This is a genomic window from Streptomyces sp. NPDC051310, from assembly GCF_044455245.1.
In the GTDB taxonomy this organism is placed as follows: domain Bacteria; phylum Actinomycetota; class Actinomycetes; order Streptomycetales; family Streptomycetaceae; genus Streptomyces.
Genome location: NZ_JBITEO010000018.1, coordinates 50,498 through 67,852 on the forward strand (window position 1 = coordinate 50,498; position 17,355 = coordinate 67,852).

20 protein-coding genes are annotated in these 17,355 nt (G+C 69.8%); 3 read left to right on the plus strand and 17 right to left on the minus strand.

Features of this window, described 5'->3' with window-relative positions; genetic code table 11:
* Nucleotides 1-65: 65 nt before the first annotated feature.
* Together ACIA79_RS24135 and ACIA79_RS24140 are read right to left on the minus strand one after the other, a co-directional pair.
* Entirely contained in the window at nt 66-890 is an 825-nt protein-coding gene (locus ACIA79_RS24135; protein WP_399430426.1) for an ABC transporter permease, read from the minus strand.
* Nucleotides 887-1,891, minus strand: coding sequence for an ATP-binding cassette domain-containing protein (locus tag ACIA79_RS24140; protein WP_399430427.1), 1,005 nt, complete (start codon nt 1,889-1,891; stop codon nt 887-889). Before ACIA79_RS24140 ends, ACIA79_RS24135 begins: the two co-directional genes overlap by 4 nt.
* Nucleotides 1,892-2,061: 170 nt before the next feature.
* On the opposite strand from ACIA79_RS24140, the gene coaA reads away from it, so the two are divergent.
* Together coaA and ACIA79_RS24150 are read left to right on the plus strand one after the other, a co-directional pair.
* Nucleotides 2,062-3,054: a type I pantothenate kinase gene (gene coaA, locus ACIA79_RS24145; protein WP_399430428.1), complete on the plus strand. Its 993-nt coding sequence runs from the start codon at nt 2,062-2,064 to the stop codon at nt 3,052-3,054.
* Between the two features lie 13 nt (nt 3,055-3,067).
* On the plus strand, nt 3,068-4,024 hold the full coding sequence (locus ACIA79_RS24150) for a DUF389 domain-containing protein (protein ID WP_399430429.1): 957 nt from the start codon (nt 3,068-3,070) through the stop codon (nt 4,022-4,024).
* Between the two features lie 174 nt (nt 4,025-4,198).
* Here ACIA79_RS24150 and glmM read toward each other — a convergent pair whose 3' ends face one another.
* The 4 genes from glmM to ACIA79_RS24170 all read right to left on the minus strand — a co-directional run bounded on the left by glmM (nt 4,199) and on the right by ACIA79_RS24170 (nt 8,518).
* Nucleotides 4,199-5,557, minus strand: coding sequence for a phosphoglucosamine mutase (gene glmM / locus ACIA79_RS24155; protein ID WP_399430430.1), 1,359 nt, complete (start codon nt 5,555-5,557; stop codon nt 4,199-4,201).
* 107 nt (nt 5,558-5,664) lie between these two features.
* The gene (gene rpsI, locus ACIA79_RS24160) at nt 5,665-6,183 is read right to left on the minus strand and encodes a 30S ribosomal protein S9 (RefSeq protein WP_031076704.1); all 519 of its coding nucleotides are present in this window, start codon (nt 6,181-6,183) and stop codon (nt 5,665-5,667) included.
* Nucleotides 6,184-6,227: 44 nt separating this feature from the next.
* The gene (rplM, locus tag ACIA79_RS24165) at nt 6,228-6,671 is read right to left on the minus strand and encodes a 50S ribosomal protein L13 (RefSeq protein WP_156692823.1); all 444 of its coding nucleotides are present in this window, start codon (nt 6,669-6,671) and stop codon (nt 6,228-6,230) included.
* A gap of 227 nt (nt 6,672-6,898) precedes the next feature.
* Complete coding sequence (locus ACIA79_RS24170; RefSeq protein ID WP_399430432.1) at nt 6,899-8,518, minus strand: ABC-F family ATP-binding cassette domain-containing protein; 1,620 nt, start codon at nt 8,516-8,518, stop codon at nt 6,899-6,901.
* A 56-nt stretch (nt 8,519-8,574) separates the two neighbouring features.
* On the opposite strand from ACIA79_RS24170, the gene ACIA79_RS24175 reads away from it, so the two are divergent.
* A complete protein-coding gene (locus tag ACIA79_RS24175; RefSeq protein ID WP_399430433.1) occupies nt 8,575-9,468 on the plus strand; it encodes a hypothetical protein in 894 nt (297 codons plus the stop codon).
* Here ACIA79_RS24175 and truA read toward each other — a convergent pair.
* From truA to rplO, 11 genes are all read right to left on the minus strand, one after another.
* Nucleotides 9,439-10,296: a tRNA pseudouridine(38-40) synthase TruA gene (gene truA, locus ACIA79_RS24180; RefSeq protein WP_399430434.1), complete on the minus strand. Its 858-nt coding sequence runs from the start codon at nt 10,294-10,296 to the stop codon at nt 9,439-9,441. The genes ACIA79_RS24175 and truA overlap by 30 nt on opposite strands.
* Before the next feature lie 77 nt (nt 10,297-10,373).
* Nucleotides 10,374-10,862, minus strand: a complete 489-nt coding sequence (gene rplQ, locus ACIA79_RS24185; RefSeq protein ID WP_399430435.1) for a 50S ribosomal protein L17 — start codon at nt 10,860-10,862, stop codon at nt 10,374-10,376.
* A 123-nt stretch (nt 10,863-10,985) separates the two neighbouring features.
* On the minus strand, nt 10,986-12,008 hold the full coding sequence (locus tag ACIA79_RS24190; protein ID WP_003956430.1) for a DNA-directed RNA polymerase subunit alpha: 1,023 nt from the start codon (nt 12,006-12,008) through the stop codon (nt 10,986-10,988).
* Nucleotides 12,009-12,129: 121 nt separating this feature from the next.
* Nucleotides 12,130-12,534: a 30S ribosomal protein S11 gene (rpsK, locus tag ACIA79_RS24195; protein WP_003956432.1), complete on the minus strand. Its 405-nt coding sequence runs from the start codon at nt 12,532-12,534 to the stop codon at nt 12,130-12,132.
* Nucleotides 12,535-12,600: 66 nt separating this feature from the next.
* Nucleotides 12,601-12,981, minus strand: coding sequence for a 30S ribosomal protein S13 (gene rpsM, locus ACIA79_RS24200; RefSeq protein WP_031076692.1), 381 nt, complete (start codon nt 12,979-12,981; stop codon nt 12,601-12,603).
* A 182-nt stretch (nt 12,982-13,163) separates the two neighbouring features.
* Nucleotides 13,164-13,277: a 50S ribosomal protein L36 gene (gene rpmJ / locus ACIA79_RS24205; protein WP_003956441.1), complete on the minus strand. Its 114-nt coding sequence runs from the start codon at nt 13,275-13,277 to the stop codon at nt 13,164-13,166.
* A gap of 65 nt (nt 13,278-13,342) precedes the next feature.
* Entirely contained in the window at nt 13,343-13,564 is a 222-nt protein-coding gene (gene infA / locus ACIA79_RS24210) for a translation initiation factor IF-1 (protein WP_003956442.1), read from the minus strand.
* A 140-nt stretch (nt 13,565-13,704) separates the two neighbouring features.
* Nucleotides 13,705-14,541: a type I methionyl aminopeptidase gene (gene map, locus ACIA79_RS24215; protein WP_031076690.1), complete on the minus strand. Its 837-nt coding sequence runs from the start codon at nt 14,539-14,541 to the stop codon at nt 13,705-13,707.
* 121 nt (nt 14,542-14,662) lie between these two features.
* A complete protein-coding gene (locus ACIA79_RS24220) occupies nt 14,663-15,322 on the minus strand; it encodes an adenylate kinase (protein WP_399430436.1) in 660 nt (219 codons plus the stop codon).
* The gene (gene secY, locus ACIA79_RS24225) at nt 15,322-16,641 is read right to left on the minus strand and encodes a preprotein translocase subunit SecY (protein ID WP_399430437.1); all 1,320 of its coding nucleotides are present in this window, start codon (nt 16,639-16,641) and stop codon (nt 15,322-15,324) included. Before secY ends, ACIA79_RS24220 begins: the two co-directional genes overlap by 1 nt.
* Nucleotides 16,642-16,899: 258 nt before the next feature.
* Nucleotides 16,900-17,355 (minus strand): 50S ribosomal protein L15, encoded by a 456-nt coding sequence (gene rplO / locus ACIA79_RS24230; RefSeq protein WP_031076683.1) that lies wholly within the window; start codon nt 17,353-17,355, stop codon nt 16,900-16,902.

Below are 17,355 nucleotides of genomic sequence, written 5' to 3' on the forward strand. Positions count from 1 at the left end.
TCACGCCGGATCGGCAGGACACCCCCGGGGCCTGGGTACCGGCGGCGGCAGCAGGCCGGTGCGGGTCACGCCTTGGCGCGGTACGCCCGCATGGCCACCGGATAGAACACGACGGCTATGCCCGCCGCCCAGACCAGCGACCACATCACCGGCCGCCCCACCTCGCCGCCCAGCAGCAGCCCGCGGAACGCGTCCGACAGGTGCGTGACCGGGTTGACGTCCACCCAGGCCTGGAGCCAGCCCGGCATGGTGTCCACCCGCACGAACGCGCTGCTGGTGAAGGTGATCGGGAAGATCAGCGTGAAGCCGAACGCCTGCACCTTCTCCGCGTCCCCCGCCAGCATCCCGATGAGCACGGCGCACCAGGACACGGCCGCCGCGAAGAGCATCAGCAGCAGCACGCCCGCGAGGAACCCGCCGATCCCGCCGGTGATCCGGAAGCCGAGCGCGAGCCCGAGGGCGATCATCAGCAGCACCGCCCACAGGTGCTTGGCCAGATCGGCGGTGATCCGGCCGATCAGCGGCGCGGAGCGGGCGATCGGCAGGCTCCTCAGCCGGTCGAAGACGCCCTTGGTGAGGTCGGTGTTCAGCGCCATGGCGGTGTAGATCGTCATGAACAGGGTGTTCTGGACGATGATCCCCGGCAGCGCGTACCGCAGGTACGCGTCGGGGGAACCGGCCATCTGCCCGCCCATCACGTACGTGAAGAGGAACACGAACATGATCGGAGTGATGCTGTAGTCGACCAGCTCCAGCGGGTTGTGCTTGACGGCCACCAGGCTCCGCCACGCCATGGTGGCGGTCTGGCGCAGGGCCGCACCGGGCCGTACGCGGCCGCTGGCGGTGACCTGGGCGACCGGCCCGTCGGCGGTGATCCCACCGGTGGTCATGCCGAACTCACCACCTTCTCGATGTCGCTGTCGTCCGGCTCCGGGGTCTGCTGCCCGGTGTCCCGCTCCGCGCGGTGGCCGGTCAGCGCCAGGAAGACCTCGTCCAGGGACGAGCGGCGCAGCGTCAGCTCCCCGACCGCGATCCCCGCCCCGTCCAGCCGCCGGACCACCGCGGGCATCAGCTCGGGGTCGTTCACCGGCGCGGTGATGACCTGGCCCTCGATCTGGGTCTGGCCGCCGGCCGCCTGCGCCACCAGGGCGTGGGCCGCCACCAGGTCCGCGTCCCGTACCGGCCGCAGCTGGAGGACCTGACCGCCGACCTGGGACTTCAGCTCGTCGGGTGTGCCCTCGGCGATGACCCGGCCCCGGTCGATCACCACGATGTCGTCGGCGAGCACGTCCGCCTCGTTCAGGTACTGGGTGGTCAGCAGGGCCGTGACCCCGTCGGCGACCAGGCCGCGCACCATCTCCCACAGCTCGCCGCGGCTGCGCGGGTCCAGGCCGGTCGTCGGCTCGTCGAGGAACAGGATCCGCGGCCGCCCGACCAGGCTCGCCGCCAGGTCCAGCCGGCGCCGCATACCGCCCGAATACGTCTTCACGGCGCGCCCGGCCGCGTCGGTGAGGTGGAACCGCTCCAGCAGCTCCGAGGCCCGGGCCCGGGCCTCGCGCCGCGGTATGCCCAGCAGCCGCCCGATCAGCAGCAGGTTCTCCGTACCGGTGAGGTTCTCGTCCACCGCGGCGTACTGCCCGGTCAGGCCCACCATCGAGCGCACCACGCCCGCTTCCCGCACCACGTCGTGCCCCGCCACGGCGGCCCGGCCCGCGTCCGGCTGGAGCAGCGTGGCGAAGATCCGCACGGCGGTGGTCTTCCCCGCCCCGTTGGGCCCCAGCAGCCCCAGCACCGTCCCGGGGCGGGCGGCCAGGTCCACGCCGTCCAGCGCCCGGGTCTCCTTGAACCGTTTGGCCAGGCCCTCGGCCTGGATCGCGTACGCGTACGTCATGGGAGTTTCCCCTCGGATCGGGGTCGCGCTGCCGCGGGCGGACGGCCGGCACCGGCGCCCACCCTTCCCACAACTGTGACGCACGCCACTGACATTCCGCGTCCGGAGGCGCCCCGTACCGTGACCGAGCCCACGGCCCACAACGCTGCCGCAGACCCGACAATGGCCGTGTGATCACCTCGCCGCCCCGAAGTGCCGCCGCCCACCGCCGCGCGGAGGCATCGCCGTACGTCGATCTCACCCGGGGGGAATGGAGCGCCCTGCGGAACAAGACGCCGCTGCCCCTGTCGGCCGAGGAGGTCGAACAGCTGCGCGGGCTCGGCGACGTCATCGACCTCGACGAGGTGCGGGACATCTACCTGCCGCTCTCCCGCCTGCTGAACCTGTACGTCGGCGCCACCGCCAACCTGCGGGGCGCGCTCAACACCTTCCTCGGGGACGTCGGCCAGAAGAGCGCCCAGCGCGGCACCCCGTTCGTGATAGGGGTCGCCGGCTCCGTCGCCGTCGGCAAGTCGACCGTGGCCCGGCTCCTCCAGGCGCTGCTGGCCCGCTGGCCCGAGCACCCGCGCGTCGAACTGGTCACCACCGACGGCTTCCTGCTCCCCATGAAGGAGCTCAAGGAGCGCGGCCTGGTGTCCCGCAAGGGCTTCCCGGAGTCGTACGACCGGCGGGCGCTGACCCGGTTCGTCGCCGACATCAAGGCCGGGAAGGACGAGGTGACCGCGCCCGTCTACTCGCACCTCATCTACGACATCGTGCCCGGCCAGGTCCTGACGGTCCGCCGGCCCGACATCCTCATCGTCGAGGGCCTCAACGTGCTGCAGCCCGCGCTGCCCGGCAAGGACGGCCGCACCCGCGTCGCCGTCGCCGACTACTTCGACTTCTCGGTGTACGTCGACGCCCGCACCGAGGACATCGAGTCCTGGTACCTGAATCGTTTCCGCAAGCTGCGCGACACGGCGTTCCAGGACCCCTCCTCGTACTTCCGCAAGTACACGCAGGTCAGCGAGGAGGAGGCGCTCGCGTACGCCCGTACGACCTGGCGGACCATCAACAAGCCGAACCTGCTGGAGAACGTCGCGCCGACCCGCGGCCGTGCCACCCTCGTCGTACGCAAGGGCGCCGACCACAAGGTCCAGCGGCTCTCCCTGCGCAAACTCTGAAGGGACGGGACCCGTGCTGCACCTGCGCCTGATCGTGCCCGACGGCCGTACCGACGAGGTCGTCCGCGTCATCGGGAAGACGGTCGGCACCGCGCACCTCGTCGTCCTGCCCGGCGCCGCGCGCGACCCCGCGGGCGATCTGGTCCTGTGCGACGTGGCGCGGGAGGCCGGTGACGAGCTCATCGCCGGCCTGCGCGCGCTCGGCCTGGACGAGTCGGGTTCGATCGCCGTCGAGGACGTCGGCCTGTCGCTGTCCCGGCGGGCCGAGGCGGCCGAGGAGGACGCGCCGGGCGAGGGCGCGGACGCGGTGCTGTGGGAGCAGCTGTCCGAGGCGACACACGAGGAGTCGACGCTCTCCGTGACGTACGTGGCGTTCCTCACCCTGGCCACCATGATCGCGGCCTGCGGTGTGGTGCTGGACAACGCCATCCTGATCGTGGGGGCGATGGCGGTCGGCCCGGAGTTCGGTCCGCTGGCCGGTATCTGCACGGCGCTGGTACGGGGCCGTCCCCGCCCGGCGGTGCGGTCGCTGGTGGCCCTGGTGGTGGGGTTCGCCGCGGCCATGGCGCTGACGGTGGCGTTCAGCCTCGCCATGGACGCGCTGGGCCTGTTCACCGAGACGAAGCTGCACGGCGACCGGCCCAACACCGGCTTCATCTACGCACCGGACTGGTTCTCCTTCGTCGTGGGCCTGCTCGCGGGCGTGGCCGGCACCCTGTCGCTGACCTCGGCGAAGTCGGGTGCCCTGGTCGGGGTGGCGATCTCGGTCACCACCGTGCCGGCGGCGGCGAACGCCGCCGTGGCCCTCGGCTACGGCGACCTCGCGCAGACCAGGGGCTCGGTGGAGCAGCTGCTGCTGAACCTGCTGGCGATCCTGCTCGCCGGCACGCTGACGCTGCTGGCGCAGAAGTTCTTCTGGGCGCGGCAGCGGGAGCGGCAGGCTCACCAGGCGACGGGGCACCGCACCTGAGCCCCGGGCCGGTCCCCCGGCCCGCTCCGCCCGGCGCACGGAAGGGGGCGCCCCGCCGTGCCGGCGGGGCGCCCCCTTCGCGCGTCCGGAGGACCGGCCCGCGGGACGCGGGCCTTTCCGTGCGGATCAGGCCGGATCAGGGAGTGGCAGACGCCACCAGCCCGGATCCGGTTGCTAGCCCAGGGCCGACTTCACGACGTCCGCGAGCTGCCCGGCGACGGCCCGCGCCTGCTCGATGTCCGCGGCCTCGACCATCACGCGGACGAGCGGCTCCGTGCCCGAGGGACGCAGCAGGACGCGCCCGGTGCTGCCGAGCGTGCGCTCGGCCTCGGTGACGGCGGCGCCCAGCTCGGCGGAGGTCTTCACGCGCGACTTGTCGACGTCCTTCACGTTGATCAGCACCTGCGGCAGCCGCTCCATGACCCCCGCGAGCTCGGCCAGCGAGCGGCCGGTGGCGGCGACCCGGGCGGCCAGCAGGAGGCCGGTCAGCGTGCCGTCGCCGGTGGTCGCGTGGTCCAGGACGATGACGTGCCCGGACTGCTCGCCGCCCAGCGCGTAGCCGTGCTCCTTCATCTCCTCCAGGACGTAGCGGTCGCCGACCGCCGTCTGGACGAGCTGCAGGCCCTCGCGCTCCATGGCGAGCTTGAAGCCCAGGTTCGACATGACGGTCGCGACGACGGTGTCGCCGCGCAGGGTGCCGGCCTCGCGCATGGCGAGCGCGAGGACCGCGAGGATCTGGTCCCCGTCGACCTCGGCGCCCGTGTGGTCCACGGCCAGGCACCGGTCGGCGTCGCCGTCGTGCGCGATGCCGAGGTCGGCGCCGTGCTCGACGACGGCGGCCTTCAGCAGGTCGAGGTGCGTGGAGCCGCAGCCGTCGTTGATGTTGAGCCCGTCGGGGGTGGCGCCGATGGTGATGACCTCGGCCCCGGCCTGGGTGAAGGCGGCGGGCGAGACGCCGGACGCGGCGCCGTGCGCCTCGTCCAGGACGATCTTCAGCCCGTCGAGCCGGTTCGGGAGGGCCCGCAGCAGGTGGGCGACGTACTGGTCGAAGCCCTCGCTGTAGTCGGCGACGCGGCCGACCCCGGCGCCGGTCGGCCGGTCCCACGGCTCCCCGGTGCGGTGCTGCTCGTACACGGCCTCGATGCGGTCCTCCAGCTCGTCGGCCAGCTTGTGGCCGCCGCGCGCGAAGAACTTGATGCCGTTGTCCGGCATGGCGTTGTGGCTGGCGGAGAGCATGACGCCCAGGTCGGCGCCGAGCGCGCCGGTCAGGTACGCGACCGCGGGGGTGGGGAGCACGCCGACCCTCATCACGTCCACGCCCGCGCTGGCCAGACCCGCCACCACGGCGGCCTCCAGGAACTCTCCCGACGCACGCGGGTCCCGCCCGACCACCGCGGTCGGCCGGTGTCCTTCAAAGGTCCCCGCCTCGGCGAGCACGTGCGCCGCCGCGACCGACAGACCGAGCGCCAGCTCCGCCGTCAGGTCCGCGTTGGCGACACCGCGCACGCCGTCCGTGCCGAAGAGTCGTCCCACAGCTGTCCTCCGAGTACTCCGATGAAGCAGGTGAAGAGTAAAGACGTACGCCCCGGCAGCACGAAAGGTGCCGCCGGGGCGTACGTACGAGCAGACCGAGCAGGCGATTAGCGCTTGCTGTACTGCGGGGCCTTACGGGCCTTCTTGAGACCGGCCTTCTTGCGCTCGACGGCACGGTCGTCGCGGCTCAGGAAGCCGGCCTTCTTCAGCGGGCCGCGGTTGTTGTCCACGTCCGCCTCGTTCAGGGCGCGGGCCACGCCGAGGCGCAGGGCGCCGGCCTGGCCGGAGACGCCGCCACCCGAGATGCGGGCGATGACGTCGTAGCGGTTGTCGAGCTCGAGCACCTTGAAGGGCTCGTTGACTTCCTGCTGGTGCACCTTGTTCGGGAAGTAGTCCTCGAGGGTGCGACCGTTGATCTTCCACTTGCCGGTGCCCGGGACGATCCGGACGCGGGCGATGGCGTTCTTGCGGCGGCCCAGGCCGGCGGCCGGCTGCGGCTCGCCGAAGCGGGACGCGAGGGACTCGGAGGTGTACTCGCCCTCGACGGGCACCTCGGACTCGAAGGTGGTGACCTCGGCGTAGGTCTCCTCGCCCTCGATGGGGTTCTCAACAGTGGTCTCGGCCACGATGCTCCTCAGATTTCTTTCGTTCTTAGGGGGTGTGGCCGGAACTACTGCGCGACCTGGGTGATCTCGAACGGGACCGGCTGCTGAGCAGCGTGCGGGTGGTTCTCACCCGCGTAGACCTTCAGCTTCGAGAGCATCTGACGGCCCAGGGAGTTCTTGGGGATCATGCCCTTGATGGCCTTCTCGACGGCCTTCTCGGGGTTCTTGTCCAGCAGCTCGTCGTAGCGGACGGAGCGCAGACCACCCGGGTAGCCGGAGTGGCGGTACGCCATCTTCTGGGTCCGCTTGTTGCCGGACAGGTGGACCTTGTCGGCGTTGATGATGATGACAAAGTCGCCCATGTCCATGTGGGGCGCGTAGACGGGCTTGTGCTTACCCCGGAGGAGGTTCGCAGCCGTCGTCGCCAGACGGCCCAGGACAACGTCCTGCGCGTCGATGATGTGCCACTGGCGAGTGACATCGCCGGGCTTGGGGCTGTACGTACGCACTTCGTAGCCTTCGCTTCTTCAGTGGATGGAGTCCAGACACACCTGAAGCGATCATGCAGCTGGGGCCTGCACTGCCGGGAACACCGCCCGTATGCGAGCCACTGGTAACTGCTCCAGGGAACTTGCGTAAGGGCTCTTCGCGTGAGAACGACGAAGCCGATACGCATAACAAACGGCAACAGTACCCGCGCCGCCCCCGACGGGTCAAAACGCCGCGAGACACCAGGTCAGCGCGCCCGCTCCACCCGGCGCTCGTCCCAGACCGGCTCGGGGGTCTCGCGGACCACGCCGTCCGTGCCGAAGACCAGGTACCGGTCGAAGGAGCGCGCGAACCAGCGGTCGTGCGTCACGGCGAGCACCGTGCCCTCATACGCCTCCAGGCCCACCTGCAGCGCCTCCGCCGACTCCAGGTCCAGGTTGTCCGTCGGCTCGTCCAGCAGCAGGGCCGTCGTGCCCGCCAGCTCCAGCAGCAGGATCTGGAAGCGCGCCTGCTGGCCGCCGGAGAGCCGGTCGAAGACCTGGTCGCCCTGGCGCTCCAGCTCGTACCGCCGCAGCGCGGACATCGCCCCGCCCCGGTCCTTGGCGTGCTCCTTCCACAGGATGTCGACCAGCGTCCGCCCCTCCAGCTCGGGATGGGCGTGGGTCTGGGCGAAGTGCCCGGGCACCACCCGCGCACCCAGCTTCCACGCGCCGGTGTGGGCGACGTCCTCCCCCGCCAGCAGCCGCAGGAAGTGCGACTTGCCCGACCCGTTCGAGCCGAGGACGGCGACCCGCTCGCCGTAGAAGACCTCCAGCGAGAACGGCTTCATCAGCCCGGTGAGCTCCAGGTCCGCGCAGGTCACCGCCCGCAGCCCGGTGCGTCCGCCGCGCAGCCGCATCCGGATGTCCTGCTCGCGCGGCGGCTGCTGCGGCGGCCCCGCCTCCTCGAACTTCCGCAGCCGGGTCTGGGCGGCCTGGTACCGGGAGGCCAGCCCGTCGTTGTAGGCGGCCTTGTTCTTCAGGGTGTTCACCAGCTGCTTGAGCTGCGCGTGCTTCTCGTCCCAGCGCCGGCGCAGCTCCTCGAAGCGGGCGAACCGCTCCTTGCGCGCCTGGTGGTACGTGTCGAAGCCGCCGCCGTGCACCCACACGTCCGACCCGGCCGGCCCCGGCTCCACCGCGACGATCTTCTGGGCGGCCCGCGCCAGCAGCTCCCGGTCGTGCGACACGAACAGCACGGTCTTGCGGGTCTCGGCCAGCCGCTCCTCCAGCCACCGCTTCCCGGGCACGTCCAGGTAGTTGTCCGGCTCGTCGAGGAGCAGCACCTCCTCCGGGCCGCGCAGCAGCGCCTCCAGGACCAGCCGCTTCTGCTCGCCGCCGCTCAGCGTGCGCACCTCGCGGAACTGCGCCCGCTCGTACGGCACGCCCAGCGCGGCCATGGTGCACACGTCCCAGGCGGTCTCCGCCTCGTACCCCCGCGCCTCCGCCCAGTCGCTCAGCGCCTGCGCGTACCGCAGCTGCGCGGCCTCGTCGTCGACGGTCATGATCAGGTGCTCGGCCTCGTCCACCGCGGCCGCCGCCTCCCGGATGCGTGCCGGCGCGACGGACACGAGCAGGTCCCGCACGGTCCGCTCGTCCCGCACCGACCCGACGAACTGCGGCATCACCCCCAGCCCGCCGCCGACGGTCACCGTGCCCCCGTGCGGCTGCAGCTCCCCCGCGATCAGCCGCAGCAGCGTCGTCTTGCCCGCGCCGTTGGCGCCCACGAGCGCGACCACCGCGCCTTCGCCCACCCGGAACGACACGTCACCGAGCAGGACCCGCCCGTCCGGCAGGTAGTACTCCAGATGCGCGACCTCTACATGACCCATGCCGGGCATTGTCGCCGCGGACCGGGCCCGCCCCCAACCGGTTTAGGATGCGCGGCATGAGCTTTGGGGGACCGCAGTGGCCGCAGGAGCCACACCAGCAGCCGCACCAGCCGTACGGGCAGCAGCCGTACCAGCAGTCCTACGGAACCGACGCCCCGGACTGGAGCGCGCTCGCCGAAGCCTCGGCCGCCCGGGCCCGCCGCAAGCGCTGGCTGCTGATCGGCGGCGGCGCACTGGCCACCGCGGCCATCGGCACGGTCATCGCGGTCGCGATCGTCTCCGCCAACAGCGGCGGCACCACCGGCGACAAGGCGGCGGGCTCCACCACCGCCCCCGAGCTGCCCAGCGACACCACCCAGCCGCAGCCCTCCTTCTCCTCGGTCGCGCCGCCGCCCCCGCCGGACCCGATGGACTTCATCGCAACCGCGCAGAAGGACAAGGCCCCTCTCACGCCCGCGTCGCTCTTCCCGGGCAAGAAGCTCACGGTCGGCGACCGGGAGTACCGCAAGGGCGCCGTCGCCTCCACCACCGACTGTTCGGCCGCCGCCCAGGCCGGCCTCGGCGCGGTCCTGCGCAAGCACGGCTGCGACCGCGTCATCCGCGCCACGTACGAGCGGGACGGCGTCGCCATCACGGTGGGTGTCGCACTCTTCGACACCAAGGGTGACGCCCTGCGGGCCAAGGAGGAGGTGCAGGGCGGCGTCACCCCGCTCGTCGGGTCCGGCGTCGGCGGCTTCTGCCAGGCCAAGACCGTCTGCCTGCGGCGCGCCAATTCCCTGGGCCGGTACGCGTACTTCACCCAGGCCGGCTACACCAGCGGCAAGAAGGTCACGAAGAGTGACGAGATCGTCTTCAAGACGAGCGACGACCTCGGCACCTTCGCCTTCAACCAGATCTACGCCCGGGGCCGCACCCAGGCCTCAGCAGCAGCCGCCGCGCCCGGCCAGTGACCGCTTGTTGCGGGCCTCCAGGTTCCTGGCGGCCAGCAGCTCGTCGGCCGGGTAGCCGACCTCCTCCAGGGTGAGCCCGTGCGGCCGCACGACATGGACGGCGGAGTCCCGCACACCGGCCGCGAGCACCTTTCCGGGCCACTCCACCGGCCGGTGCCCGTCCCCGACGAAGAGCAGCGCCCCGACGAGCGAGCGCACCATGTTGTGGCAGAAGGCGTCGGCCTTGACCGTGGCCTCCAGCACGCCGGACGGCAGCCGCTCCCAGCGCAGCTCCTGGAGCGTGCGGATGGTGGTCGCGCCGTCCCGCTTCTTGCAGTAGGCCGCGAAGTCGTGCTCCCCGGTCAGCCGCTCGGCGGCCGCGTTCATGGCGTCGACGTCGAGCGGCCAGTCGTGCCACAGGACGTGTCCGCGCAGCAGCGGGTCGACGCCGCCGGGGTCGTCCGTCACCCGGTACGCGTACCGGCGCCAGATGGCCGAGAACCGCGCGTTGAAGCCGCTCGGCGCCTCCTCGACCCGCCAGATCCGCACGTCGTGCCCCAGTCGCCCGGCGAGCCGCCGCAGCAGCTTGTCCCGGTGCTCGGCCCACAATGCCTCCGGCAGGTCGACGTGCGCGACCTGGCCGCGGGCGTGGACGCCGGCGTCGGTCCGTCCGGCCACGGTCAGCTCGTACGTCTCGGACGACCGCGTCACCGTGCGCAGGGCGTCCTCGATCTCGCCCTGCACGGTGCGCTGCCCGCCGGCCTGCTTGGCCCAGCCGTGGAAGTCCTTGCCGTCGTACGACAGGTCCAGCCGCACCCGTACGTACCCGGGCCTCACCTCATCGCTCACGCGATCCATCCTCTCAAGCCGAACGGGCCCGCCCCCCGAGAGGGGGCGGGCCCGTCCGTCAGCCTTCAGAACGCGGTTCAGGCGTCCTTCGACTCCTCGGCCGGAGCCTCGTCAGCCTTGGTCTCCTCGGCCGTGGCGGCCTCGTCGGCCTCCTTGACCGCGCGCTTCGTCGCGGCCTCGGCCTCGGCGACGGTCGCCTTCTTCGCGATCTCGCCCTCGACCAGCTCGATCACAGCCATCGGGGCGTTGTCGCCACGACGGTTGCCGATCTTGGTGATGCGGGTGTAGCCACCCGGGCGCTCGGCGTAGCGCGGAGCGATCTCGGTGAAGAGCGTGTGCACGATGCCCTTGTCCGTGATCGTCTGCAGCACCAGGCGACGGTTGTGGATGTCGCCCTTCTTCGCCTTGGTGATCAGGCGCTCGGCGACCGGACGCAGGCGGCGGGCCTTGGCCTCGGTCGTGGTGATGCGGCCGTGCTCGAACAGCGACTTCGCGAGGTTCGCGAGAAGCAGCTTCTCGTGCGCGGCGCTGCCGCCCAGACGGGCACCCTTGGCGGGCTTCGGCATGGTGTTTCTCCTTGTGATCTGCACCGGCCGTGTCAGGTACCGGTGTCAGGACCCCGCAGGCGGACGCCTGCGGGCAGATATCGCTTGAGCCGTGCTGGTCCCGGTGCGGGGACCAGCGGCGGATCAGTACTGCTCGGTCTCGACGAAGCCCGCGTCCGCGTCGTCGTCGGCGCCGAAGGCGTCGGCGGCGGCGGTCGGGTCGAATCCGGGCGGGCTGTCCTTGAGGGCCAGGCCCATGCCGGCCAGCTTCGCCTTGACCTCGTCGATCGACTTCGCACCGAAGTTGCGGATGTCGAGCAGGTCGGCCTCGGAGCGCGCCACGAGCTCACCCACGGAGTGGATGCCCTCACGCTTGAGGCAGTTGTACGAGCGGACCGTGAGCTCCAGCTCCTCGATCGGCAGCGCCAGGTCCGCGGCGAGCGCGGCGTCCGTCGGGGACGGACCCATGTCGATGCCCTCGGCGTCGATGTTGAGCTCGCGCGCCAGGCCGAAGAGCTCGACCAGGGTCTTGCCGGCGGAGGCCATGGCGTCACGCGGACGCATCGCCTGCTTGGTCTCGACGTCGACGATCAGCTTGTCGAAGTCGGTGCGCTGCTCGACTCGGGTCGCCTCGACCTTGTAGGTGACCTTGAGGACCGGCGAGTAGATGGAGTCGACCGGGATGCGGCCGATCTCCTGGCCCACCTGCTTGTTCTGGACGGCGGAGACGTAGCCGCGACCGCGCTCGACGGTCAGCTCCATCTCCAGCTTGCCCTTGCCGTTCAGGGTGGCGAGCACCAGGTCGGGGTTGTGCACCTCGACGCCGGCCGGCGGGGCGATGTCGGCGGCGGTGACCAGGCCGGGGCCCTGCTTGCGCAGGTACATCACGACCGGCTCGTCGTGCTCGCTGGACACGACCAGCTGCTTGATGTTGAGGATGAGGTCGGTGACGTCCTCCTTGACGCCCGGCACGGTGGTGAACTCGTGCAGGACACCGTCGATGCGGATCGACGTGACCGCCGCACCCGGGATCGAGGAGAGGAGCGTACGGCGCAGGGAGTTGCCGAGCGTGTAGCCGAAGCCCGGCTCCAGCGGCTCGATGACGAACCGCGAGCGGTACTCGTCGACGACCTCTTCGGTCAGCGAGGGACGCTGAGCGATAAGCATGGTGTGTTTCCTTCAGTCGTGGACGCCCGCTATTTGACGTCCTCGGATAGTGCAAGGGTACGGGCGGCACGCCCCCGAAGAGACGTACCGCCCGGAAATCCCTGCGAGAAGCAGCCGTGCGTCAGACGCGGCGGCGCTTCGGGGGGCGGCAGCCGTTGTGCGGGGTCGGGGTGACGTCCTGGATGGAGCCGACCTCGAGACCGGTGGCCTGCAGCGAACGGATCGCCGTCTCACGACCCGAGCCCGGGCCCTTGACGAAGACGTCGACCTTGCGCATGCCGTGCTCCTGCGCGCGGCGGGCGGCCGACTCGGCGGCCATCTGCGCGGCGAAGGGGGTGGACTTGCGCGAGCCCTTGAAGCCGACGTGGCCGGCGGAGGCCCAGGAGATCACGTTGCCGGACGGGTCCGTGATCGAAACGATGGTGTTGTTGAACGTGCTCTTGATGTGCGCGTGGCCGTGAGCGACGTTCTTCTTTTCCTTGCGGCGCACCTTCTTGGCAGCGCCCTGACGTCCCTTGGGGGGCATGTCTTTAACTCCTACGGGAGGTGGTCGGTCCTACAGCGAAGACCGTGGACAGTCGTCCGCTGCGGACTACTTCTTGCCCGGCTTCTTCTTACCGGCGATGGCGCGACGCGGGCCCTTGCGGGTACGAGCGTTCGTGCTGGTGCGCTGACCGCGAACCGGCAGACCACGGCGGTGACGCAGACCCTGGTAGGTGCCGATCTCGACCTTGCGGCGGATGTCGGCCTGGATCTCGCGACGGAGGTCACCCTCGGTCTTGAGGTTGGCGTCCACGTACTCGCGGATCTTGACCAGGTCCTCTTCGGACAGGTCACGAACGCGGGTGTTCGGGTTCACACCGGTGGAGGCGAGGGTCTCCTTCGCCAGGGTGCGGCCGATGCCGAAGACGTAGGTGAGTGCGACCTCCACGCGCTTGTCGCGCGGGATGTCAACACCGGAAACGCGTGCCATTCAATGGCTCCTGTGTGTTCGGGGGTCTTCCGCAATGCCGTTCCCGGCCGCCGTACGAGGTACGTTCCGGGTCCCCGGCCCCCGCCGGAGGTACCGCCGGCCCCAGGGGCTTGGCGGGCACTGCGTATGTACGAGTTTGCTCGCGTCGCGCGAAGATACTGCGAGGTGCAGGTCGGCGTGCGTCAGCCCTGGCGCTGCTTGTGGCGCAGGTTGTCGCAGATGACCATGACCCGGCCGTGACGGCGGATCACCTTGCACTTGTCGCAGATCTTCTTGACGCTCGGCTTGACCTTCATGGGATGTGAGGTTCTCCGGGTCAGTGCCACCACCCGCGCGCGGAGCGCGCCGGTGCGGGCAAGATCTACTTGTAGCGGTAGACGATCCGCCCACGCGTCAGGTCGTACGGAGACAGCTCCACCACGACCCGGTCGTCCGGGAGGATACGGATGTAGTGCATCCGCATCTTGCCGGAGATGTGCGCGAGGACCTTGTGACCGTTCTGGAGCTCCACCTTGAACATGGCGTTCGGCAGGGACTCGATCACGGTGCCCTCAATTTCGATGGCACCTTGCTTCTTGGCCACGCTTCGCCCTTCGAATCGGCTACCTTGATCAGCTCCCGTCGCCGTATGCGGACACACGGGTACACGAGAGCCGACGCATCAGTCTACGTCAGGGCTTTCGAAAAGACGAATCGGGGAAGTGTGCCCACCACCGTAGATCACTACGCCAGCGGATCCGGTGCGGCCGTGACGCCCAGCTCGGCCAGCTTCGCCCTGCCCCCGTCCGGAGCGGTGAGCACGAGGGGGCCGGCCTCCGTGAGCGCGACGGAGTGCTCCCAGTGGGAGGACCAGGTGCCGTCCGTCGTGATGACGGTCCACTCGTCCTCCAGGACCTCCGTGCGCGGCGTGCCGAGCGACACCATGGGCTCGATGGCCAGGCAGAAGCCGGGGACCAGCTTGGGGCCCTTGCCGCGCTTGCGGGAGACGTAGTTCAGCAGGTGCGGGTCCATGTGCATCTCGGTGCCGATGCCGTGGCCGCCGTACTCCTCGATGATCCCGTACTTGCCGCCGCCCGGCTTCGGCTGGCGGCGGATGTACGTCTCGATCGCCCGCGAGATGTCGACCAGCCGGTTGCCGTTGCGCATCGCGGCGATCCCCTGCCACATCGACTCCTCGGTCACCCGGGAGAGCTCGACCAGCTCCGGGGCGTGACCGGAGCCCACGAACGCGGTGTACGCCGCGTCGCCGTGCCAGCCGTCGACGACCGCGCCGCAGTCGATCGAGATGACGTCGCCGTCCTTCAGGACGACGTCGTCGCTCGGGATGCCGTGGACGACGACCTCGTTCACCGAGGTGCAGATGGTCGCGGGGAACCCGCCGTACCCGAGGAAGTTCGACTTGGCCCCGTGCTCGGCGAGCACCTTGCGGGCCACCTCGTCCAGGTCCTTCGTGGTGGACCCGGGCACCGCCGCCTCCCGCGTCGCCGCGTGGATGGCGGCGACGACCAGCCCCGCCTCGCGCATCTTCGCGATCTGCTCGGGAGTCTTGATCTGCACCATGACGGCTGACGCCTTTCCAAACGGAGAACGGGGTGACCTCACAACGATACGGCCGTACGACACCGGCCGCGGCGCCCCGAGGGGCACCGCGGCCGGTGTACGACACGTGAGGAGGAGGCGGCTACGCGGCCTTCTCGCCCCGCAGGGCCTCCATCGCCCGGGCGGTCACGTCGTTGACCTTGCCGAGCGCGGAGATGGTGACCACCAGGCCCTGGGCCTTGTAGTAGTCGATGATCGGCTCGGTCTGCGTGTGGTAGACCTCAAGCCGCTTGCGCACGGTCTCCTCGGAGTCGTCGTCACGCTGGTACAGGTCGCCGCCGCAGACGTCGCAGACGCCCTCGGTCTTCGGCTGCGAGTACGTCACGTGGAAGACGTGCGCGCTGTCGTTGCGGCAGATGCGGCGGCCCGCGATCCGCTTCACGACCTCGTCCTCGGGGACCTCCAGGTCCAGCACCGCGTCCAGCTTCATGCCCGCGGCGTCCAGCATGGTGTCCAGCGCCTCGGCCTGGGCCACGTTCCGCGGGAATCCGTCCAGCAGGAAGCCGTGCTCGGCGTCCGGCTGCTCCATGCGGTCCTTGGCCATGCCGATCGTGACCTCATCGGGCACCAGCTCGCCGGCGTCCATGTAGGACTTGGCCTTCAGGCCCAGCTCCGTGCCCTGGCTGATGTTGGCACGGAAGAGGTCGCCCGTGGAGATGTGCGGAATCGACAGGTTCCCGGCAAGGAACGCGGCCTGCGTTCCCTTCCCGGCACCGGGCGGTCCGACGAGGACGATTCGCATCAGCGGAGGAACCCTTCGTAGTTGCGCTGCTGGAGCTGGCTCTCGATCTGCTTCACGGTCTCCAGACCCACACCCACGATGATCAGGATGCTCGTCCCGCCGAACGGGAAGTTCTGGTTCGCGCCACCGAAGCCCGCCAACGCCATCGTCGGCACGAGAGCGATCAGACCCAGATACAGCGAGCCCGGCCAGGTGATCCGGTTGAGCACGTAGCTCAAGTACTCGGCAGTAGGTCGACCAGCCCGGATACCCGGGATGAAGCCACCATACTTCTTCATGTTGTCCGCGACTTCCTCGGGGTTGAACGAGATGGCCACGTAGAAGAACGCGAAGAACACGATCAACAGGAAGTACACGGTGATGTAGTACGGGTGGTCACCCTTGACGAAGTGCGCTTCGATCCAGGTCTTCCAGCCCGCGGTGGAGTTCGAGAACTGCGCGATCAGTGCCGGGATGTAGAGCAGCGACGACGCGAAGATGACGGGAATCACACCCGCCTGGTTCACCTTGAGCGGGATGTACGTGGACGTACCGCCGTAGGACCGCCGACCGATCATGCGCTTCGCGTACTGCACCGGGATGCGGCGCTGGGCCTGCTCGACGAAGACGACGAGCGCCACCATCACGAAGCCGATCAGGATGACCGTGCCGAATTCGATCCAGCCCTTGGCGAGCTTGCCGCTCTCCTTGATGGCCCACAGGGCGCCGGGGAAGCCGGCGGCGATCGAGATGAACATCAGGATCGACATGCCGTTGCCGATGCCGCGGTCGGTGATGAGCTCACCGAGCCACATGACGACCGCCGTACCCGCGGTCATGGTGATGACCATGGTGACGGTCACGAAGATCGACTGGTCGGGGACGACCTGGTTCGCGACGGTGCAGCCGCTGAACAGGGCGCCGGTACGAGCGGTGGCCACCAGGCCCGTGCCCTGCAGGATCGCCAGCGCGACCGTCAGGTAACGGGTGTACTGCGTGATCTTCGCCTGGCCCGCCTGGCCCTCCTTCTTGAGGGCTTCCAGGCGCGGGATGACCACGGTCAGCAGCTGCAGGATGATGCTCGCCGTGATGTACGGCATGATGCCGAGCGCGAAGATCGTGATCTGCAGCAGCGCCCCGCCACTGAACATGTTCACGAGGCCGAACAGGCTGTTGTTGCCCTGTTGGGCCTGGTCCACACACATCTGGACCTTCTCGTAGCTGACCCCGGGTACGGGGACGTGCGCCCCGAGCCGGTACAGCACGACGATGCCGAGCGTGAAGAGCAGCTTCTTGCGCAGGTCGGGCGTCTTGAACGCCCGGGCGAACGCGGTGAGCACGGTGCCTCCTGCGACCCCCGCGCTATGCGTCAGAGGTGACGGTCTTGAGGATCGACGAATACGAATCAGTCAGTGGTCAGTAAAAACCGCGTGGCCAACCCTGCGGGTGGACCGCGCGGCCCGGGGCGGGGCCCCAAGTCATTACAGCAACACAGTGCACGCCACCTTACCGGCGCACATGCCCCCCTAGGAACGACCAACCGGGGATGCCCCTTTTGAGAGGCATCCCCGGTCGGATGTTCAAGCCATCGAGTCGTCTCAGACGAGCTCGGTGACGGTGCCGCCGGCGGCGGTGATCTTCTCCTTGGCGGAGCCGGAGACGGCGTCGACCGTCACCTGCAGCGCCACGGAGACCTCGCCCTGGCCGAGCACCTTGACGAGCTGGTTCTTGCGAACCGCGCCCTTGGCGACCAGATCGGCGACCGTGACCTCGCCACCCTGCGGGTACAGCGCGGCGAGCTTGTCCAGGTTGACGACCTGGTACTCGGTCTTGAACGGGTTCTTGAAGCCCTTCAGCTTCGGAAGACGCATGTGGAGGGGCATCTGGCCACCCTCGAAGCGCTCCGGAACCTGGTAGCGGGCCTTCGTGCCCTTGGTACCACGACCGGCCGTCTTACCCTTCGACGCCTCACCACGACCCACACGGGTCTTCGCGGTCTTGGCGCCCGGGGCGGGACGGAGGTTGTGGACCTTCAGCGGGTTCTGCTCCGCCAT